Below are 20,021 nucleotides of genomic sequence, written 5' to 3' on the forward strand. Positions count from 1 at the left end.
GGCCCTCGCTGTGCCGCCCCCGGACCACGAGGCGAACATGACCGATCCGAAGCCCTCTCTCGACGACAAGGCAAGCCGCGTGGCGATGGTCGGCATCATCGCCGGCATGGCGCTGACGGCGGCCGGCATGTTCGCCCGCGAACCGATCCTCGGCGCGCTGGGCCTCATCATCCTGTTCGTCGCCGTGGTGCTGCGCCGGCCGATCGCGCGATTGCTTTCGCCGCGCTGAACCGCGAGTTGCCTCGGCCTCGCCGGTTTGGCACGATCGCAGCCGCCGATATGGCGTGGGCAGGGAGCACCGCATCGTGATCGAGATTTCCACGATCGATATCGTCGCCGTCATAGTCTTTGCGACATCGTGGATCCTCTATTCCGTGATCCTGACGCGCCTGGCCGGCAGCGGCCGCACCCTCTCCTCGGCCATGGATATCCAGCGCCGGCAGTGGATGCGCACCATGATGCATCGCGATCTCCGCATGATCGACACCGGCATCATGAGCGGGCTGCAGAACGGCACCGCCTTTTTCGCCTCGACCTCCCTCCTGGCGATCGGCGGCTGCTTTGCGATGCTGAACTCGGCCGATCACGTCTATGGTGTCATGCGCGACCTGGCCCTCGTCGAAGCGATCCCCAAGGGCCTGTTCGAGGCCAAGGTCGTGGGCCTGATGCTGATCTTCGGCTATGCGTTCTTCAAGTTCGGCTGGTCGTACCGGCTGTTCAACTATGCCTCGATCTTGATCGGCGCGACGCCGACGGCTGCCCACGCGGCGGAGCCCGAAACGGTCGCGGCGGCCGAGCGCGCGGCGGTGTTCACCATCACCGCCGGGCGCCACTTCAACCACGGCCTCCGGGCCTTCTTCTTTTCCATCGGCTATCTGGGCTGGTTCGTAAACGGCTGGACGCTGATCGTCACCACACTGGTGGTGGCGCTTGTCCAGCTGCACCGGCAGTTCTTCTCGGATTCGGCCAAGATCGTCATCGCCGCAGCGCGTCAGGAACCCACATGAAAGTTAGCCACGAGCAGATCGAGACCGTCCTGGTCGGCCTGCTCTCCTCCCTGCCCGCCGGCAAGAGCCTCGATCCGACCGAGGTCGCGCGTGCGCTGGCCGGCAATGACGAGAAGGTCTGGCGCCTGATGATGGTGCCGATCCGCGCCGTCGCGATTCGTCTCGCCGATGATGGCCGCGCCTCGATCCTGCGCAAGGGCAAGCCGGTCGATCCACATGATTTCAAGGGCGTCTACCGCATCGGCGCGGCTGTCCCCGCCGCTGACGCCGGCGAACCGGCCGCCGCCAGCTAGGGCTTGGGGAACAGGGCGTTGGTCCGGCCCGAGAGCCAGTAGGCAACGAGGCCGATCCACTCCTTGGTAGCGACATCGACGCGCTGCAACCCGACCGAGGGCTGCGACACGAAGCGCGTGAGATCGCCGGATCCGCTGGTGCGGAAATCCGTCGGCCAGGGCAGCACGTCCCAGCCGACCGCCCGGAAGCATCCCATCGAGCGCGGCATATGGAAGGCTGACGTGACGAGCAGCCAGCGCTCGCCGGGCTTCGGGTCCAGCAGCGCCTTGCTGAGGCGCGCATTCTCGGCCGTGTCGCGGCTTTGGTCCTCGATCGTGATGCGGCTGTCGGGAATGCCCATGGCGCGGAAGAAGCGCTGCGCCGCCTCGCCTTCGGACGGACCGTCCGGCACGAACTGGTCCGAGCCACCGGTGAAGACCAGCCGAGCTTCCGGATAGCGCAGTGCCAAGGCCACACCTTCGGTCAAGCGGTCCCCCGCCTCGGTCAGCGTCACCGCCTGACGTTCCTCCCCGATCCGCTGGTCGATGCCGCCGCCCAGCACCAGGATGCCTGTCACAGGCCCATCCGGCTCGACCCGCGTGAATCGATCCTCCAGCGGCAGCATCAGTGCCGCGCCGAGCGGCGAAAACCCGGCGATCAGGAGCCCAATCGCGGCGAGCAGAACGAGACCGGCACCGACCCGCACCGCGCCGAAGCCGATGGCGAGCACGCCGGCAGCCTGGGCAAGGATCAGGGCGGCGGAAGGCTGGAGGAAGAACCAGACCAGCTTGGCAGCGTAGAAAAACATCGGCAATCGCTCTTGATGCGGATCAATCCCAATCGGGCGAGAACGCCGAATTGCAGATACGGGAATCCTCGGTCGCGAGCGCGTCTATGGCCGCCATGTCGGCCTCCGGCAATTCGAAGCCTTCCACGTCGAGGTTCTGCTTGATGCGCGCGGGGTGCGCGCTTTTCGGGATGGCGACGCAGCCCTTCTGGATCTGCCAGCGCAGCACGATCTGCGCCGGGGTGCGGCCGAAGCGGCCGGCGATATCCTTGATCACCGGCTCGTCCAGCGCATCGGCCTGGCCGAGCGGGCAATAGGCGACGAAGGCGGTGCCGTGCGCCAGCGTCGCGGCGCGCAGCTTCGACTGGTCGAGATAGGGGTGATGTTCGCACTGGTTGACGACGATCGGCTCCTCGGTCGCGGCCCAGGTCTCGTCGAGCAGGCGGATGGTGTAGTTGGAAACGCCGATATGGCGCGCCAGGCCGCGCTGCTTGACGCGGTTCAGGGAACGGATCGTCTCCGCCGCCGAGAGCGCCCGGCTCGGCCAATGGATCAGCACGAGGTCGAGCTGGTCGATGCGCAGCCGGCGCAGCGAAGCCTCGGCCGCCCGCATCATGTCGTCGGCGCCCAGTTGCTCCGGCGGGATCTTCGAGGTGATGAAGACCTCGTCGCGAGCGACGCCGGAGCGGCGCAGCCCCTCACCCACCTCGGCTTCGTTGCCATAGCCGATGGCGGTATCGATATGGCGATATCCCGCCTCCAACGCCGAAGCGACGGCCATGCTCGCGGTTTCTCCCGAGAGCTTCCAGGTTCCAAGGCCGATCACCGGCAAGATGGCGCCATGCGCCTCAACCGTTTGCATGAGATTTCTCCGCGGGGGGATAAGGCGGCTACCATCGGGTGCTGCCGCGACAGCGTCAAGTTCAGCTTGCCGCCTGGAACACCAGGTCCCGGCCACCGCGCTTGGCGGCGTAGAGCGCTTCGTCGGCGGCGACCATCAGGCTTTCGAAATCGGCCCTCTGGCCGCAGACCGTCATGACGCCGACGCTGACCGTGACGGTGATCCTGTGCCCGGCATGACGGATCGGATCGCCGGCGAACTCGGCGCGAATGCGCTCCGCCACCTGCCGGCCACGCTCGGCACCACAGCCGATCAGCAGGGCCGCGAATTCCTCGCCGCCCACTCGCCCGACGAAATCCGCCTCGCTGACGCAGCGCTGGACGATCGTCGAGAAGAACTTTAGCGCTTCGTCGCCGGCCGCATGGCCGTAGCGGTCGTTCAGCTGCTTGAACCGGTCGAGGTCGAACAGCAGCAGGGTGATCAGCTCGTTCTGGTCACGGGCGCGCTCGACGCGCTCGCGGGCCAGATCCATGAACGCGCCGTGGTTCAGCAGCCCGGTCAGACCGTCGGTCAGCGCCGCCCGCTTGAGGATGTTCTTGAGCCGCTCGTCGGATAGGCGGAGGCCGATGATCGTCGCCGCGAACATGACGAGGATCGGCTCCAATATGCCGAGGCCGATGAACGGCCCCCCATCCAGGAGATCCGGCGGCAGGTCGAGGGTGAGCGCCGCGATGAAGCGAAATACAAGGAAGACGGCGTGCAGGGCGGGGACGCAGGCAAACGGCATCCGCCAGACCAGATGATCCTTGCCCTTAGCCCAGATTTCCCAAGCGAGCATCAGCGACAAGATCAAGCTCAGTAGCGAGCCGAGCGCAATGCGATGCGCGAGAGAGTCGCCGATTGCCGGCACTTCCATGGCGATCATCCAGATCGCCGGGAAGGCCACAACCGGCCACCAGCGCGTCGACCGCCCATTGAAGGCGCGCGCGCCATTCCAGGTGATGCCGAGGGCGGCCAGTGTACCGGCGTTGGCGATGCCGATGGACAGGAAGTCCGGGATCTGCCCACGCAGCAGCAAAAGGACGCAACTGGCAGCGCCGACCTGCAGCGCGAGCGCCCACATCACCACATGACGGTCAGGCCAGCGCTGGAACCAGTTGGTGACCAGCGACAGCGCAGCCATCTGGCTCATGACCGCCAGCACGACCAGCAGCGTTGAAACATCCAGGGTCATGGCTGATGCAAGTTTCCCCGCAGCCCCCTCGTTCCCCGGCTGCGGGACTGCTCATATACCAAACCCCTTAAGGAACAATTCCCGGGGGCCGCGGACCTGCTTGTTAGCCTACCGTTGCCAACACGGCGGCGATGACGCGATCGACTTCGGCGTCGGTCAGGTCCGGATGCATCGGCAGGCTGATGACGGTCGAAGCAAGCTTCTCGGACACCGGCAGCGGCCGCTTCGGCGCCTCGGCGAAGGCCGGGTGCTGGTGCAGCGCAAGACGGTAGAAGAAGGCATTGCCGATGCTCTGCGCGTCCAGCGCCGCCTTCAGCGCGTCGCGGTCGTCCACGGTGATCGTGTAGATCGCGTTGGCGCTGAAATAGCCGGACGGTCGCTTCTGCACTCCGACCTTGCCGGTCAGCGCGGCGTCATAGCGCTTCGCGACCTGGTCGCGGCGCTCCAGCTCATCCTCGAAGATGGTGAGCTTGGAGAGCAGGACAGCCGCCTGGAGCGTGTCGAGGCGGCCGGTGATGCCGTTGCGCACGGCGACGTCGCCGGTGCCCTGGCGGCCATGCGAGCGCAGCGTGCGCACGGCATCGGCGATCTCGTCATTGTCGGTCAGGATCGCGCCGCCATCGCCATAGCAGCCGAGCGGCTTGGTCGGATAGAAACTGGTCGCCGAGATCGGCGCCATGCCGCCAACGCGGCTGTTGCCGGAGCGGCCGCCGAAGCTCTGCGCCGCGTCGGAGAACACCGTCATGTCGTGCTTGGCAGCAATCTTGCCGATCGCCTCATAATCCGCCGGCAAACCGTAGAGATCGACCGGCATGACGACGCGCGGCTTCAGCTTGCCCTCGGCCACGACTTCGTCGATCGCGCGCTCGAGATCGGCCGGGTCCATGTTGCAGGTCGACGAATCGACATCGACGAAGATCGGCGTCGCATTGACCGAGCAGACCGCGCCGGCGGTGGCGGCAAAGGTGAAGGCCGGGACGAACACGGCGTCGCCGGGTCCGATGCCAAGCGCCATCAGGCCGATCATCAGCGCATCGCGACCGCTCGAAACGGCGATCGCATGCGGAACGCCGGCGAAGGTGGCAAGCTTGGCTTCGAGTTCGGAGACTTCCGGCCCGAGGATGAACTGGCCATGCGTCAGCACCGCGTCCATGCGCTTGCGGACATCGTCATGGATCCGGCGCTGCTGGCGCTGCAGATCGAAGAAGCCGATGCGGTCGGAAGCGACCGTGACGGTCGGTTGGGAGGAAGCGGCCATCAGTGCTGGTCTCCAATAGGGACGGTCGCGCCAGATCGCGACGTCTGTCCGATACGCTGAATGATCATGTCGGCAACGATCAGGGCCTCGAGCCCTGCCTTGCCATCGACGAGCGGCCGGCCGAGCCCGGCGGCCGCGTCGAGGAACGAATCGATTTCGAGCGCCAGATTGTCGCTCGGCGGCACGGCGATCTCGTCCTGCGAAAGAACGGCATGGCCGCGCTCGAAAGAGGTGACGGTGCGGGCGGCGAGATCGGCCACCCAATAACGATCGGTCTCGACGACCTTGATGGTGCGCTCTGACCGATCGGCGATCCGGCTGGCCGTGATATGCGCCACCGCGCCATTGGCGAAACGAAGCTGCGCGAGCGCGAAATCATTGGTCGGCGCCAGCACGGGAGATCCCATCGCCTCGACGGCGACGACCTTCGAGCCGACCAGCGCCAGGACTAGGTCGATGTCGTGGATCATCAGGTCGAGCACGACGTCGACATCGATGGCCCTGCCCTTCCAGGGTCCGATGCGCGTGCATTCGACGGTGATCGGCGCCTTCACCTTGTCGCGCAACAGGCCGAAGACGGGCGAAAAGCGTTCGATGTGGCCGATCTGCAGGACAACGCCCTTGGCCTCGGCGCGGGCGATCAGGTCGCGCGCCGCCTCGGGCGTATCGCAGATCGGCTTCTCGATCAGGACATGCACGCCGGCGTCGATGAAATCGGCAGCTACCGCATGATGGAGCGAGGTCGGAACGGTGATCGACACGGCATCGACCTTGCCGATCAGGTCGCGCGGGTCGAACAGCGGCGTCGTGCCATATTGGGCGGCGACGGCTTCGGCGCGGGCGCGATCCGCGTCCACCACGGCCACAAGCCGGCCCTTTGGATTGGCGGCATGCTGCCGCGCGTGGAAGGAACCGAAATATCCGAGCCCGATGACTCCGGTCCTGATTTCGCTCGTCGTCAATCCCGCAACTTTCTGCAATCCGAAATAGAGCGAAGCAGTCCGCTTCGCCCGCACCGGTCTAACGAATTCTCGTTCAAAGTCGATCAATGGCCGCACAAAGGCGGTCACATTTTGTCCATCCGGGAAACATGGCGCGACACGGCAGGCCGGACGATCACGTCCGCGTGACAGCACGGCTCCGAGGATGCCGTCCAGCGCGCCGCCTCTATATCATTCCACCGTGCCGGCCCTCTCCGGCTATACGGGAACCTTACCATGCCCCATCGAATGACCGCCGTCCTCTGCCGCGCCTTTCTGTGCGGCGCGGGGATGATCGGCGCTGCCCAGGCGCAGGGAATCGTCGAGCGCCACCTGATGGCGCCCAGCCCTTCGCTGGGCCGCCCCATTCCATATTCCCTCTACAAGCCGGCGACCGAGCCAAAGGCCGGCACGCGCTGGCCGGTGCTCTACCTGTTGCATGGCGGCGGCGGCGGCGACCTGGACTGGCTCGACTACGGCAAGATCGCGCACACGCTGGACGACGAGATCGCCGCGGGCAAACTGCCGCCGCTCGTCGTGGTCATGCCCGATGGCGGCGGCGAGAGCTGGTTCGTCGACAACACCGACCCCGACGGGGCCGGAAGGGTCGAAACGGCGCTGACGACGGATCTCGTCGAGGCGATCGACACGACGCTGCCGACGGCCGCCTGCCGGGCTGGACGCGCCGTGGGCGGGCTTTCCATGGGCGGATATGGCGCAGCCCTGTTCGCGCTCGACCATCCCGACCGCTTCGTCGCCGCGATCAGCCTGTCCGGCGCCATCGCGCAGCCAATCGATCCGAACGACGCCGTCCGCATCAAGAAGGGCGACGAATATTATGACGGCGCCTTCGGCAAGCCGTTCGATGTCCACCGCTACAACGCGGACAATGTGTTTCCGCGCATCACCAAGGACGCGGGCCTGGCCGAAAAGCCCAGCTTCTGGATCACGGCCGGCGACCGCGACGGGCTCGGCATCATCACCGGATCCGCGGACCTGCACGTCGCCCTGCGCCGCGCGGGCTACAAGACGACGCTGCGCATCGGGGCCGGTCAGCATGACTGGATCAACTGGTCGCAATCAATCGTCCCGGCCTTGGACTGGCTGGCGCCGCAGCTTCGCGATACCTGCCCGCCCCTGCAGTCGACGGCCGGCCTCGGCCTAGCTGAGCCCGAACCAGAGCGCGGCGAAGCCCAGGAATGAGAAGAAGCCGACAATATCGGTGATGGTGGTTACGAACGAACTCGACGCGATCGCCGGGTCGATCTTGAAGCGGTTCAGCGTCAGGGGGATCAGGATGCCGCCAAGCGCGGCGGCGATCAGGTTGATCACCATCGCCGCCGCGATGACGAATCCCAGGTCCAATATGCCGAAGCGATAGACCGCCATCGTGCCGACGATGGCGGCGAACAGGAAACCGTTGAAGATGCCGACCAGCAGCTCGCGGCCGATGACGCGCAGGACGTTGTGCGGACCGAGTTCGCGCATCGCGATGGCGCGAACCGCCACCGTCATGGTCTGCGTGCCGGCATTGCCGCCCTGGCTGGCGACGATCGGCATCAGAACAGCCAGCGCCACCATCTTCTGCAGCTGATGCTCGAACAATCCGATGACGAAGGACGCCATCACGGCCGTGATGAGATTGAAGAAAAGCCACGGGAAGCGGCTCTTGGCGATCGACCAGACCTTGTCGGAGACTTCTTCGTCGCCGACGCCGCCGAGGCGCTTGATGTCCTCGTCGGCTTCTTCCTGGATGACGTCGACGATGTCGTCGATGGTCAAGAGACCGACCAACCGGTCCGATTCGTCGACGACGGCGGCCGAGATCAGGTTGTAGCGCTGGAACATCCGCGCTGCTTCTTCCTGGTCCTCGGTGGCGCGGATCAGGTGATGCGCCTCGCTGACCAGTTCGGCGATCTTGACCGGCCGCTTGGTCCGCAGCAGGCGGTTGAGCGATACCGTGCCGAGCAGGTGATAGCCGGGATCGATGACGAAGACTTCGTGGAACTCTTCCGGCAGGTCCTCGGCTTCGCGCATGTAGTCGATCGTCTGCCCCACCGTCCAGAAGGGCGGCACGGCGATGAACTCGGTCTGCATGCGCCGGCCGGCGCTCTCTTCCGGATAGTCGAGGCCGCGCTTCAGCGCCAGGCGCTCGACGGACGGAATCTGGGCAAGAATCTCGTCCTGGTCGGCTTTGTCGAGATCTTCGAGAATATAGACCGCGTCGTCGGAATCGAGATCGCGCATGCCTTCGGCGACGGTCTCGGACGGCAACTCCTCCAGGATCTCGACGCGCACCGTCTCGTCAAGTTCGGTGAGCGCGGTGAAATCGAAGAATTCGCCCAGCAGCTGGATCAACGCGGGGCGCTGGTCGGGCTCGAGCGCCTCGAGGATCGCGCCCACATCCGATTCATGGAGATCTTCGGTCAGCGCGCGGGCGCGTTCCTGGTTCCCCGTCTCGATCGCCTCACCGAGTGCTTCCAGGAACGGCGTGGAGACGTTGTCGTTCTCGTCGCGAAGCGGCGGCAAGCCCTGCGTCTGGCGATCTTCGCGCCTGTCGATCGTCAGCTCTTCCGACATGGACCCTCAGAACGCGTTCACGAGATTTCAGGGGAGGTCCGGCGAGCTTTAGCCGTCAACCGCGCGGGGGCAAAGCGAAAATGCTGCGCTGCGAGCATTCTCGGCATCGCGGCGCTTCACCAGGACCCATCGGCCAAGGTGGTCGCGCCAAACCTTGTGCATGGCGAACGTCCGGCACCCGCCAAAGGTTGCCCTCCGCGTCCAGCGCCTGAGCCGATACCGGGGTCCAGAAACAAAAACAGCGGCCCGAGGGCCGCCGCTTTGCGAGGATTTTTGCATTTGGGTTTGGTGCGGTCGAGAAGACTCGAACTTCCACGCCTTTCGGCACAGCGACCTCAACGCTGCGCGTCTACCAATTCCGCCACGACCGCGAAACCCAAGCCGGTGTTGACCGGCGCGAGGTGGGATGTAGCAAATGACCTCCGACGAAACAAGCGACTTCGAAAACTGTTTCACTTCATCCACAGGCAGTCCGGCACCGATCGATTTTTGCGGGACAGGTGATCAATGCCCGCCCTTGCGCTATGACCGGATCGACCGACCATGAGACCTGGCACAATGAAAGATTGGCCAAGCCGCCAATCGAGAGCGACTCCATGACCCTGCGCGACGATCTCACCGCTTCCCTCCTGCCCCGCGACGGCAGCCCGCCCGTCGAATGGGTGATCGAGGAAGCGCCCGTCGATTATCGCGACGCCGTCGCCGAAATGGAGGCGCGGGTCGCTGCGATCGCGGCCGGCACGGCGCGCGAACGCATCTGGCTGGTCGAGCATCCCCCACTCTATACGGCCGGCACCAGCGCGCATGACGAAGACCTGATCGCGCCGGACCGCTTTCCGGTGTTCCAGACGGGGCGCGGCGGGCAATACACCTATCACGGCCCCGGCCAGCGGGTGGCCTATGTGATGCTCGACCTTAACCGCAGGCGGCCAGACCTGCGCCTGTTCGTGGCGACGCTCGAGCAATGGATCATCCGCACGCTGGACGGCTTCAACGTGCGCGGCGAGCGCCGCGACGACCGCGTCGGCGTCTGGGTGCGCCGCCCCGAAAAGGGTTTCGAGGCCGAAGACAAGATCGCGGCGATCGGCATCCGGGTGCGGCGATGGGTGACGTTCCACGGCATCTCGATCAATGTCGAGCCGGAGCTCGACCATTTCGACGGGATCGTGCCCTGCGGCGTGAAGGGCCATGGCGTTACCAGCCTGGCGGATCTCGGGCGGATCGTGACCATGCCGGAAGTCGACGCCATCCTGCGCCGGGAGTTTGAGGCGCTGTTTGGCGAGACGGTTCGCTAGCGCGATCTCGCTCGATCGGCCGTGCACGCGCTCAGGCGTCTGGGCGCACCCGGAAGGGGACAGGCTCGGCCGAATCTCTTTCGTCGACATCGACCGCGCTGACGCGGGCCATGCGCGGGCCGGCATGGCAGGCGAAGAGCATTGCGGCGACATCGGCCTCGTCGCCGGTGAAGACCGCCTCCACCTCCCCTCCGCGCCGATTGCGGACCCATCCGGACAGCCGCCGGGCATTTGCCTCCCGTTCGGTCCAGGCTCGATAGCCGACGCCCTGTACGAGCCCGGATATCATCACATGGACCGTGCGTACCGTCATTCCCGTCCCCCTTAGCCGAGCAGCCGCAGCACGGCCGGCGCGAGATCGGCAACCTCAGGCACGATCACGTCCGGCGGGAAAAGGTCGAACTCTTCCCCCGTGCCGTAGCCCCAGCCGACTGCCGCAACCTTGATCCCGTTCGACCGCGCCCCCTCGATATCGTAGCGCCGATCCCCGATCATGACACAGCGCTCCGGATCGATCGCCTCAACCGAAAGGATGTGGCCAATCAACTCGCTCTTGTCGCTGTGGCGGCCATCGAATTCGGAACCATGCACGACGGCAAAGAATCGGGTCAGGTCGAAATGGTCCAGGATCCGCTCGCAGAACACGCGCGGCTTGGAACTGGCGAGGAACATCTGCACGCCCGAGTCCCGCAGGTCAGCAAGCGCCTCCGGAATGCCGTCGAACACGGTGTTCTCGTAGAGCCCGATCGTGCCGAACCGCTCGCGATAGTGGCCGAGCGCCACCTTCGCCAGAATCGCATCGCCGTCCAGCATGGCGGCGAAGCTGCCTTCCAGCGGCGGGCCGATCGCGGCGCGCAACGCCAACTCGTCGGCGGCCGGGCGATCGAGCTTCTCCAGCGCGTAGAGGATGGAGGCGCTGATGCCGGGATAGGGATCCGTCAGCGTCCCGTCGAGATCGACGAGCGCGGTAAGCTTGGCAGCGGTCATGGGCGATGCGTTCCGTGAAGGCGCGGGAAATGCCGCCGGATTGCGCGCTTCCCGCCCGGTCGTCAAGCCTGCCCCTCGCCCCTTCATCAAATCGTCACCCAGTTGCGCGACGAGAGCAACCGAGGCTCTCTCGCCAATCGTCCGCGTCGCCAAGCCCGCGACGTTCTGTTACCCTGCCCTGGTCCGACCTCTCTGGGTCAAAGGAGCCGATACCGCCTTGTCGCGACCCTCAGCCCCTCTTCCCGTGCAGGCGACGCCATGAGCATCGCCATCCTCCTGGCCCAGATCTTCTGCCTGCTCGCCGCCCTCATCCATTTCGGCAGCATCGCGCTGGTGACCTTGCGCGGCCGCGCCGGTCGTCTCGACACGGCGAATCCCCACGGACAGCCGCCCGTCAGCATCCTGCGACCGGTCTGCGGCATCGAGCACGCGATCGACAGGACGCTCGGCTCCGGCTTCGGGCTCGATTATCCCGATTACGAACTGATCTTCTGCGTCGCCAGCGCCAGCGATCCGGCAATCCCCGGCATCCGCCGGCTGATGGCGGCGAACCCGGCGGTTCCCGCCCGCCTGCTGATTGGCGACGACCGCATCAGCATCAACCCGAAGCTCAATAATCTGGTGAAGGGCTGGGACGCGGCGAAGCATGAGTGGATCGTCATGACGGACAGCAATGTGCTGATGCCGCCGAACTATATCGATCGCATGCTCGATCGCTGGGACGCGACCACCGGGCTGGTCTGCTCGCCGCCGCTCGGCAGCGAACCGGAGGGCTACGGCGCCGAGTTCGAATGCGCCTATCTCAACACCTACCAGGCCCGCTGGCAGCTCGCGGCCGATGCGCTGGGCCAGGGCTTCGCGCAGGGCAAGTCGATGTTCCTGCGCCGCGAGAACCTGGATCGGCATGGCGGCATCGCGGCGCTTGCGGCCGATCCGGCCGAAGACGCCGCCGCCACCAAGGCGATCCGCGCCAACGGTCAGCGTGTCCGCCTCGTGCGCCAGCCCTTCGCCCAGCCGCTCGGCGCCCGCGCGCTGCGCGCCGTCTGGAGCCGCCAGTTGCGCTGGGCCCGGCTCAGAAGGGTCACCTTCCCAGCCTTCTTCTGCATGGAGTTCCTGACCGGAGGCCTTTTCCCGATCGCGATCGCGACCTGGCTCGCCTTCAACGACGCCATTCCGGGCTGGATCGCGCCGCTTTTGGCCGTCGCCTGGTACGGGGCCGAAGCCTTCCTGGCCAAGAACCTCGACTGGCACTATTCGCGCCGTTCACCGCTCGCCTGGGTGCTGCGCGATCTGTCGCTGCCGGTCCTCTGGATTGCCGCCGTCTGCGGCAACGGCTTCGAATGGCGCGGCAACCAGATGGACGTCAAGAAGGACAGCCTGCTCGCCACCGAGGCGGACTAAGCCGCCACAGCCGCTAGGCGAACTCCATGATCACCGCGTCGACGGCAAGGCTCTCGCCCTGCTTCACGGCGATCCGCTCTACCGTCAGATCGCGATCCGCGCGCAGCACGTTTTCCATCTTCATGGCCTCGACGATCGCCAGCGTCTCGCCCGCCTTCACCTCCTGCCCCTCCTCGACCGCCAGCGACACGACAAGGCCGGGCATCGGGCAGAGCAAGAATTTCGACGTGTCGGCCGGCTTCTTCTCCGGCATCAGGCTGTAGAGCGCGGCGATGCGCGGCGTCATCACCCGCGCCACCACGTCGATGCCGCGATAGAGCAGCCGATATCCGGAGAGCGCGGGGCGCACCTGCACCGAGAGCGGCTCGTCGTCGATGGCGCCCTCCCAGACGAGATCGCCCGGCATCCAGTTCGACAGCACGGTGACCGGTGCCTCCGCTCCCGGAAGCACGATCTCCACCTCCATCGGCAACAGGGCGATTCCGGTCGGGCTTTCCAGTTCAACGGTGTTGCCGCCGATCGAGACCACCCATTTCTCGCGCCAGTTTCCGGCATGCGGCGCCAGGCGGCCGGCCAGCCGATCGAGCCGATCCTTGCGCAGGATCTCCATCGTCAGCGCGACCACGGCCAGCTGATGCAAGGTCGAGCTCGAAGCCGTAACGCCCTGAAACCCTTCAGGGAACTCCTCGGCTATAAAGCCGGTCGAAAGCCGCCCCTCGCGCCAGCGCGGATGCGCCATCAGCGCCGAAAGGAACGGCACATTGTGCTGGATGCCCTCGACGACGAAATCGTCCAGCGCCACGCTCATGGCCTCGATCGCCTCGCCGCGCGTGGCCGCATGGGTGCAGAGCTTGGCGATCATCGGGTCATAGAACATCGAGATCTCGGATCCCTCGACGACGCCGGTATCGTTGCGGACCGTAATGCCCTCGCGATGCGCCTCGATGGGCGGGCGATAGCGGGTCAGACGGCCGATCGAGGGCAGGAAGTTGCGATAGGGATCCTCGGCATAGATACGGCTCTCGATCGCCCAGCCCGTCAGCTTGACGTCCTTCTGCGCGATGGCGAGCGGCTCGCCCGCGGCGACACGGATCATCTGCTCGACGAGGTCGATGCCGGTCACGAGCTCCGTCACCGGATGCTCGACCTGCAGGCGGGTGTTCATCTCGAGGAAGAAGAAGCTCTTGTCTTGCCCCGCGACGAACTCGACCGTGCCGGCCGAATCGTAGCCAACCGCCTTGGCAAGGGCCACGGCCTGCTCGCCCATGGCCTTGCGCGTCTTCGGGTCGAGCAGCGGCGACGGCGCTTCCTCGATGACCTTCTGGTTGCGGCGCTGGATCGAGCATTCGCGCTCGCCGAGATAGATCACGTTGCCGTGCTTGTCGCCCAGCAGCTGGATCTCGATATGGCGCGGATTGACGATGAACTTCTCGATGAAGACGCGATCATCGCCGAAGGATGACTTGGCCTCGGAGCGCGACAGGCGGAAACCCTCGCGCGTCTCGGCGTCGGAATGGGCGATGCGCATGCCCTTGCCGCCGCCGCCGGCCGAAGCCTTGATCATGACCGGATAGCCGATCTGGCGCGCGATCTCGACAGCCTCGTCCTCGCTCTCGATCTCGCCGAGATGGCCGGGAACCGTCGAGACATGGGCGGCGGCCGCCACCTTCTTCGACTGGATCTTGTCTCCCATCGCCTCGATCGCCGCGGCGTTCGGGCCGATGAAGACGAGGTTGTTGGCGACCAGCGCCTCGGCAAAGGCGGCGCGCTCGGACAGGAAGCCATAGCCCGGATGGATCGCGTCGGCGCCGGATTGCTTGGCCGCCGCGATGATCCTGTCGATCAGCAGATAGGACTGCGCCGCCGGCGCCGGGCCGATATGGATCGCCTCGTCCGCCATCTCGACATGAAGAGCGTCGCGGTCGGCGTCCGAGAACACCGCCACCGTCCCGATCCCCATCCGCCGCGCCGTCTTGATGATGCGGCAGGCAATCTCGCCGCGATTGGCGATCAGGATCTTGTCGAACATGCGGGCTCCTCGGCGGAAATGGCCTTCCTGGACATTAGGTTTCTAGGCTGTCTGGCAAGAAGCGGCAATCATGGCGCCACCGAAACCGAAGCCGCAGGACGCAGCCGGCACAAAGCCGACCATCCCAAGCATTCCAGCCGGTCATCGCCGGCAAGGCCGACAATCCGTTGACAGGCCAAGCGGTTTGGGTGCTGTAACAGCATCGCGGCCGCGGGGCCGCCGCACGACTCGCCAAACCCCTTTTCGCCGAGAGCTTCCGATGGCGCCTGCCGCCCGCATCGACATCGATCACCTGGACCGCGGGACCGCGGGTCGCAGCCTGATCATGGGCATCCTCAACGTGACGCCGGACTCGTTTTCCGACGGCGGCGACCACAATGAGGTGGAGGCGGCTGTCGCCCATGCGAGGCTGCTGCTCTCGGAAGGCGCGGACATCATCGACATTGGCGGCGAATCGACCCGACCCGGCGCGGCCGAGGTCGACGCCGAGACGGAAGCGGCGCGCGTCGTCCCGGTCATTCAGGCGCTGGCCCAACGCACGCAAGCGCTGATTTCCGTCGATACCTACAAGGCTTCCGTGGCCGAGCAGGCGCTGAAGGCCGGCGCGCAGATCGTCAACGACGTCTGGGGCCTGCAGCGCGAGCCGGACATCGCCCGCGTCGCTGGCGCGCATGGCGCGGCGGTGATCGCCAGCCACTGGGAGCGCCAGACCTATTCGCCGGCGACCATTCTGGACGCGATGAAGCGCTTCTTCGAGCGCTCGGTCACCCTGGCGCGTCAGGCCGGCATTCCCGACCACCGCATCGTGCTCGATCCCGGCATCGGCTTCGGCAAGACCATGGCCGACAACCTGCGGATTCTCGATCGCATCGACGAGATCGTCGCGCTCGGCTTCCCCGTGCTGCTCGGCGTCTCGCGCAAGCGCTTCATCGGCGAGATTACCGGCAGGGAGCCCAAGGAACGGCTCGCCGGCACCATCGCCACCAACGTCCTGGCTGCCGCGAAGGGTGTCTCGTCCTTCCGCGTGCACGACGTCGCCGCCCATCGCGACGCCCTCGCCGTCACGGACGCCATCCTCTCCAGCCGCGAAGCCCCATGACCGACCGCATCTTCATCAACGACCTGCGCTTTTTCGGCTATCACGGCGTGCTGCCGGAAGAGGCCGTGCTGGGCCAGCGCCTCCGCGTCGACATCACCGCCGAACTGGATCTTTCGGCGGCGGGACGCGACGACGACCTGGCCAAGACCGTCCATTACGGTGAGATGGCGATGCTGGTTGATGAGATCGGCAGGACGCAGCGCTACCAGCTGATCGAGGCTTTGGCGGAGGCGATGGCCAACGCGATCTTCGAAACCTATCCGTCGATCGAGCGCCTGACCGTGCGCATCACCAAGCCGGAGGCGCCCGTGCCGCTTTCGACCGGCATCATCGCGATCGAGATCGAGCGGAGCCGCCCCCGTGACTGATGCCTATCTCGGCCTCGGCAGCAATCTGGGCGACCGCGAGGCCCTGCTGCGCGCGGCAATCGCCGCGCTGGACGCCACGCCCGGTGTTCGCGTGACGTCTATTTCCTCGCTCTATGAAACCCCGCCCTGGGGGCCGGTGCCGCAGGGGCCCTACCTCAACGCCTGCGTGGCACTCGACACGACGCTGTCACCGCGCGAACTGCTGACGCTCTGCCTTGCGATCGAACGCGACCACGGCCGCGAGCGCGCCATCCGCTGGGGACCGCGCACGCTCGACATGGACGTCCTGCTCTATGGCGATGAGAGCATCGACGAGGAGGGCCTGATCGTCCCTCACCCGCGCATGACCGAGCGCGCCTTCGTCCTGGTGCCGCTGGCCGAAATCGCGCCGGATCTCCGGATCGGCGGCCGCGCGATCCGCGCAATACTCGGCGGGGTCGAGACGGACGACATCCGGAAGATCGGCCCGCTCTAGAACCGCTGTTCCCGGAAGCACGGCTCCCTAGAGCGGGATGTTGTCGTGCTTCTTCCAGGGGTTCTCCAGCGACTTGTTGCGCAGGAGCCGGAGACCGCGGGCGATGCGGCGGCGGGTGGAGTGCGGCATGATCACTTCGTCGATATAGCCGCGCTCGGCCGCGACGAAGGGCGAGAGGAAGCGGTCCTCATATTCCTTCGTCCGCGCCGCCAGTCCTTCGGCGTCGCCGTTCTGGGCGCGGAAGATGATCTCGACGGCGCCCTTGGCGCCCATGACGGCAATCTGCGCCGAGGGCCACGCATAGTTCAGATCGCCGCGCAGGTGCTTGGACGCCATGACGTCATAGGCGCCGCCATAGGCCTTGCGCGTGATCACCGTGATCTTCGGCACCGTCGCCTCGCCATAGGCGAACAGAAGCTTGGCGCCGTGCTTGATCAGGCCGCCATATTCCTGCGCCGTCCCCGGCAGGAAGCCTGGCACGTCGACGAAGGTGACGATCGGAATCGAGAAAGCATCGCAGAAGCGCACGAACCGCGCCGCCTTGCGCGAGGCATCGCTGTCGAGCACGCCGGCCAGCACCATCGGCTGGTTGGCGACGAAGCCGACCGTGCGGCCCTCGATGCGGCCGAATCCGGTGACGATATTTTTCGCGAACGCCGCCTGGATCTCGAAGAAATCGCCCTCATCGACCGTCTTGAGGATCAGTTCCTTGATGTCATAGGGCTTGTTGGCATTGTCGGGGACGAGCGTGTCCAGCGACATCTCGATCCGGTCGGCGGTATCGAAGCTTTCGATCTCCGGAATCTCCGCCCGGTTGTTGAGCGGCAGCAGATCGATGAGGCGCCGCATCTCCAGCAGCGTCTCGACATCATTGTCATAGGCGCCGTCGGCAATCGACGAGCGCGTGGTGTGAATGCTCGCGCCGCCGAGTTCCTCTGATGTCACGGTCTCGTTGGTGACGGTTTTCACCACTTCCGGGCCGGTGACGAACATGTAGCTGGAATCACGGACCATGAAGATGAAGTCGGTCATGGCCGGCGAATAGACGTCGCCGCCGGCGCAGGGCCCCATGATCACGGAGATCTGCGGGATGACGCCCGAGGCCAGCACGTTGCGCTGGAACACCTCGCCATATCCGCCCAGCGCCGCGACGCCTTCTTGGATACGGGCGCCGCCGGCATCGAACAGGCCGATGATCGGCGCGCGGTTCTTCAGCGCCATGTCCTGGATCTTCATGATCTTGCCGGCATGCGCTTCCGAGAGCGAGCCGCCGAAGACGGTGAAATCCTTGGCGAAGACGAAGACGGTGCGGCCGTTGATCGTGCCCCAGCCGGTGACGACGCCGTCGCCGGGGATCTTGGTCTTCTCCATGCCGAAATCGGTGCCCCGATGTTCGACATACATGTCGAATTCCTCGAAGGAACCCTCGTCCAGCAGCACGTCGAGGCGCTCGCGCGCCGTCAGCTTGGCCTTGGCGTGTTGCGCCGCAATGCGCTTCTCGCCCCCGCCGAGCCGGGCTTCGGCGCGGCGCTTTTCCAGTTCAGCCAGGACGTGCTTCAAGAGCGTCTCCTATCCCCGTGCGGCCACAACCAGCGCCGCTGCCTGAATTTCGCTCCAGCGCCCGGCGCGGCGGATGCTGGCTTCCTCGTCCTCGCCCCAGAGGCTGATCTGGTAGTCCTCGTCGACATGCGCCGCCGCCCAGGCTTCCTCGGCCGACAGGTGGCGGTGCAGGACGGCGACCGCGAGGACAGCCGAGCCGGTCAGGGTCGTGATGGTATTGAGCGCGGCGAGGCGGAGGATGTCGAGATCGCCCAGCGCGGCATCGACCGCTTCGATCGTTTCGGGAAACTGCTCGACATGCACGATCCCCTGGGCCAGCACGAAGCGGGCATGGAAGCGCTCCTGCATCCAGCCGAGCAGCGGCGTCCAGGACGCTTCCTGCAAGGCCACCAGCCGGTCCGGTCCCTCCGAGCGATAGCAGAGCATGTCGGCTCCGGCGTAGCGCAGGATCTCGGCGCGGGTCTCGTCCGGCTCGCGGGAAACACCGTCCAGCGCCGAGTTGACCAGCCGCGTCAGCGGCATCGTCGCCGGGTTGATGAACTCTCTCTGCCCGGCCCACTCCGCGGCGATCGCGGCGGCGATCGACTCGTCGGGAACGATGAGCGGCGCCTTGGCGGGGGTGCGCAGCGCGCGGCCGTCGAGATGGACGGCATAGCCGCCGTCGACGGCCGCGGTCGCGACCTTTTCATAAAAGCGCTTCGGCAACTTGTGGGCGTCGAGTTTCTCGGGAGCTGTCGTCATTTCCGTCATCTGATCGTGCCGGCGAGAGCCGGGCCTTCCCCTAATCCCGTCCAGGCGCCGCGGCGCCTCGGCGACTACTCGTCGTCTTCGGTGCCGGAATCGCCAAGGTCCTTGTCGAAGCCGAGCAGGTTCCAGCTCTGCACCATGTGCGGCGGCAGAGGCGCGGTGACGTCGAGCGTGCCGCTGCCGGACGGATGCGGGATGATGATCCGGCGCGCATGCAGGTGCAGCTTGTTCTGGACGCCGCCGGGGAAGTCCCAGTTGATGTCGGCTTCGAAATATTTCGGGTCGCCGATGATGGGATGGCCGATATGGGCGGCATGGGCGCGCAGCTGGTGCGTACGGCCGGTGACCGGACGCATGGTCAGCCAGGAGAGGTTCTGCCCGGCATTGTCGACGACCGAGAACAGGGTCACGGCGTGGCTGGCATCGTTCTCGCCATGGCGGGCGATCTTCATCTTGTCGCCCGAGGGGCCGCCATCGCGCGCGAGCCAGGTCGAGATGCGGCCCTGCATCGGGCGGGGCACGCCCTTCACCAGCGCCCAATAGACCTTCTTGGTCGCGCGGGCACGGAAGCTGGCGGCGAGCTTGGAGGCGGCGAGACGCGTCTTTGCAACCACCAGCACACCCGTCGTCTCGCGATCGAGGCGATGGACGAGGCGCGGCTTCTGGTCCTTGGTGTCGCGCAGCGCTTCCAGCATGCCGTCGACATGGGTGGTCAGGCCGGAGCCGCCCTGCACCGCCAGGCCCTGCGGCTTGTTGAAGACGTAGACGTGATCGTCCTCGTAGATGCAGATCGCCATCAGCGCGTCGGCGGCGCTGCCGCGCGCGCCCAGCGGACGGGCGACATGCGGGCTGCCGCCGGCCGCATCCACGCCGAGCGGCGGAATGCGAACGACCTGCCCGGCATTGACGCGGTCGTTGGTCTTGGCGCGGCCGCCATCGACGCGCACCTGGCCCGAACGCAGCAGCTTCTGGAGATGCCCGAACGACAGGCCCGGAAAGTGTTCTTTGAACCAGCGATCGAGGCGCATGCCGGCCTCGTCGGGCCCTACAGTCTTGGAGACGACGGTCGCCATGAGAAAAGTCCTTCTATTGAAGGCGCC

General features: G+C 66.1%; 21 protein-coding genes and 1 tRNA gene. 9 read left to right on the top strand and 13 right to left on the bottom strand.

What is annotated here, in order from left to right; genetic code table 11:
• Positions 1-37: 37 nt before the first annotated feature.
• The 3 genes from ABIE08_RS07555 (at position 38) to ABIE08_RS07565 (ending at position 1,300) form a co-directional block, all read left to right on the top strand.
• Positions 38-229, top strand: a complete 192-nt coding sequence (locus ABIE08_RS07555; protein ID WP_354549952.1) for a hypothetical protein — start codon at positions 38-40, stop codon at positions 227-229.
• Between the two features lie 76 nt (positions 230-305).
• A complete protein-coding gene (locus tag ABIE08_RS07560; protein WP_354549954.1) occupies positions 306-1,007 on the top strand; it encodes a DUF599 domain-containing protein in 702 nt (233 codons plus the stop codon).
• Positions 1,004-1,300 (top strand): DUF3253 domain-containing protein, encoded by a 297-nt coding sequence (locus ABIE08_RS07565; RefSeq protein ID WP_354549956.1) that lies wholly within the window; start codon positions 1,004-1,006, stop codon positions 1,298-1,300. The genes ABIE08_RS07560 and ABIE08_RS07565 overlap by 4 nt, the downstream gene beginning before the upstream one ends.
• On the opposite strand, the gene ABIE08_RS07570 is transcribed toward ABIE08_RS07565, so the two are convergent.
• The 5 genes from ABIE08_RS07570 to ABIE08_RS07590 all read right to left on the bottom strand — a co-directional run bounded on the left by ABIE08_RS07570 (position 1,297) and on the right by ABIE08_RS07590 (position 6,362).
• Positions 1,297-2,088 (bottom strand): YdcF family protein, encoded by a 792-nt coding sequence (locus tag ABIE08_RS07570; RefSeq protein ID WP_354549958.1) that lies wholly within the window; start codon positions 2,086-2,088, stop codon positions 1,297-1,299. The genes ABIE08_RS07565 and ABIE08_RS07570 overlap by 4 nt on opposite strands.
• A 22-nt stretch (positions 2,089-2,110) precedes the next feature.
• Positions 2,111-2,929, bottom strand: a complete 819-nt coding sequence (locus tag ABIE08_RS07575) for an aldo/keto reductase (RefSeq protein WP_354549960.1) — start codon at positions 2,927-2,929, stop codon at positions 2,111-2,113.
• 61 nt (positions 2,930-2,990) lie between these two features.
• On the bottom strand, positions 2,991-4,142 hold the full coding sequence (locus ABIE08_RS07580; protein ID WP_354549962.1) for a GGDEF domain-containing protein: 1,152 nt from the start codon (positions 4,140-4,142) through the stop codon (positions 2,991-2,993).
• Between the two features lie 103 nt (positions 4,143-4,245).
• Positions 4,246-5,400, bottom strand: a complete 1,155-nt coding sequence (locus ABIE08_RS07585; RefSeq protein WP_354549964.1) for a DegT/DnrJ/EryC1/StrS family aminotransferase — start codon at positions 5,398-5,400, stop codon at positions 4,246-4,248.
• Positions 5,400-6,362 (bottom strand): Gfo/Idh/MocA family oxidoreductase, encoded by a 963-nt coding sequence (locus ABIE08_RS07590; RefSeq protein ID WP_354549966.1) that lies wholly within the window; start codon positions 6,360-6,362, stop codon positions 5,400-5,402. Before ABIE08_RS07590 ends, ABIE08_RS07585 begins: the two co-directional genes overlap by 1 nt.
• A 255-nt stretch (positions 6,363-6,617) precedes the next feature.
• On the opposite strand from ABIE08_RS07590, the gene ABIE08_RS07595 reads away from it, so the two are divergent.
• Complete coding sequence (locus tag ABIE08_RS07595) at positions 6,618-7,583, top strand: alpha/beta hydrolase (RefSeq protein ID WP_354549968.1); 966 nt, start codon at positions 6,618-6,620, stop codon at positions 7,581-7,583.
• On the opposite strand, the gene mgtE is transcribed toward ABIE08_RS07595, so the two are convergent.
• Together mgtE and ABIE08_RS07605 are read right to left on the bottom strand one after the other, a co-directional pair.
• Positions 7,542-8,960 carry a magnesium transporter gene (gene mgtE, locus ABIE08_RS07600; protein ID WP_354549970.1) on the bottom strand — a complete coding sequence of 473 codons (1,419 nt, stop codon included), beginning with the start codon at positions 8,958-8,960 and terminating at the stop codon, positions 7,542-7,544. The two genes, ABIE08_RS07595 and mgtE, sit on opposite strands and share 42 nt — an antisense overlap.
• Before the next feature lie 286 nt (positions 8,961-9,246).
• Positions 9,247-9,331: transfer RNA gene (locus tag ABIE08_RS07605), tRNA-Leu, on the bottom strand.
• 225 nt (positions 9,332-9,556) lie between these two features.
• Between ABIE08_RS07605 and lipB the strand changes: the two genes are divergently transcribed.
• Complete coding sequence (gene lipB, locus ABIE08_RS07610) at positions 9,557-10,255, top strand: lipoyl(octanoyl) transferase LipB (protein ID WP_354549972.1); 699 nt, start codon at positions 9,557-9,559, stop codon at positions 10,253-10,255.
• A 31-nt stretch (positions 10,256-10,286) separates the two neighbouring features.
• Here lipB and ABIE08_RS07615 read toward each other — a convergent pair whose 3' ends face one another.
• On the bottom strand, positions 10,287-10,568 hold the full coding sequence (locus ABIE08_RS07615) for an acylphosphatase (RefSeq protein WP_354549973.1): 282 nt from the start codon (positions 10,566-10,568) through the stop codon (positions 10,287-10,289).
• Positions 10,569-10,579: 11 nt separating this feature from the next.
• Entirely contained in the window at positions 10,580-11,242 is a 663-nt protein-coding gene (locus tag ABIE08_RS07620) for an HAD hydrolase-like protein (RefSeq protein ID WP_354549975.1), read from the bottom strand.
• A 258-nt stretch (positions 11,243-11,500) separates the two neighbouring features.
• Between ABIE08_RS07620 and ABIE08_RS07625 the strand changes: the two genes are divergently transcribed.
• Positions 11,501-12,643, top strand: coding sequence for a ceramide glucosyltransferase (locus ABIE08_RS07625; protein WP_354549977.1), 1,143 nt, complete (start codon positions 11,501-11,503; stop codon positions 12,641-12,643).
• 13 nt (positions 12,644-12,656) lie between these two features.
• Here the strand turns inward: ABIE08_RS07625 and ABIE08_RS07630 are convergent, their stop codons facing one another.
• On the bottom strand, positions 12,657-14,672 hold the full coding sequence (locus ABIE08_RS07630; protein WP_354549979.1) for an acetyl/propionyl/methylcrotonyl-CoA carboxylase subunit alpha: 2,016 nt from the start codon (positions 14,670-14,672) through the stop codon (positions 12,657-12,659).
• Between the two features lie 259 nt (positions 14,673-14,931).
• Between ABIE08_RS07630 and folP the strand changes: the two genes are divergently transcribed.
• Genes folP through folK form a run of 3 tightly spaced genes read left to right on the top strand, consistent with a single transcriptional unit; the run spans position 14,932 to position 16,614 of the window.
• The gene (gene folP / locus ABIE08_RS07635) at positions 14,932-15,771 is read left to right on the top strand and encodes a dihydropteroate synthase (RefSeq protein WP_354549981.1); all 840 of its coding nucleotides are present in this window, start codon (positions 14,932-14,934) and stop codon (positions 15,769-15,771) included.
• Complete coding sequence (folB, locus tag ABIE08_RS07640; protein WP_354549982.1) at positions 15,768-16,139, top strand: dihydroneopterin aldolase; 372 nt, start codon at positions 15,768-15,770, stop codon at positions 16,137-16,139. The genes folP and folB overlap by 4 nt, the downstream gene beginning before the upstream one ends.
• Entirely contained in the window at positions 16,132-16,614 is a 483-nt protein-coding gene (folK, locus tag ABIE08_RS07645) for a 2-amino-4-hydroxy-6-hydroxymethyldihydropteridine diphosphokinase (RefSeq protein ID WP_354549984.1), read from the top strand. The genes folB and folK overlap by 8 nt, the downstream gene beginning before the upstream one ends.
• A gap of 27 nt (positions 16,615-16,641) precedes the next feature.
• Here the strand turns inward: folK and ABIE08_RS07650 are convergent, their stop codons facing one another.
• The 3 genes from ABIE08_RS07650 to ABIE08_RS07660 all read right to left on the bottom strand — a co-directional run bounded on the left by ABIE08_RS07650 (position 16,642) and on the right by ABIE08_RS07660 (position 19,994).
• Positions 16,642-18,174, bottom strand: coding sequence for an acyl-CoA carboxylase subunit beta (locus ABIE08_RS07650; RefSeq protein ID WP_354549986.1), 1,533 nt, complete (start codon positions 18,172-18,174; stop codon positions 16,642-16,644).
• 9 nt (positions 18,175-18,183) lie between these two features.
• A complete protein-coding gene (locus ABIE08_RS07655; RefSeq protein ID WP_354549988.1) occupies positions 18,184-18,915 on the bottom strand; it encodes an ATP12 family chaperone protein in 732 nt (243 codons plus the stop codon).
• A 74-nt stretch (positions 18,916-18,989) separates the two neighbouring features.
• The gene (locus ABIE08_RS07660; RefSeq protein WP_354549990.1) at positions 18,990-19,994 is read right to left on the bottom strand and encodes an RluA family pseudouridine synthase; all 1,005 of its coding nucleotides are present in this window, start codon (positions 19,992-19,994) and stop codon (positions 18,990-18,992) included.
• Positions 19,995-20,021 lie beyond the last annotated feature (27 nt).

This window comes from Kaistia defluvii, from assembly GCF_040548815.1.
GTDB lineage: Bacteria > Pseudomonadota > Alphaproteobacteria > Rhizobiales > Kaistiaceae > Kaistia > Kaistia defluvii_A.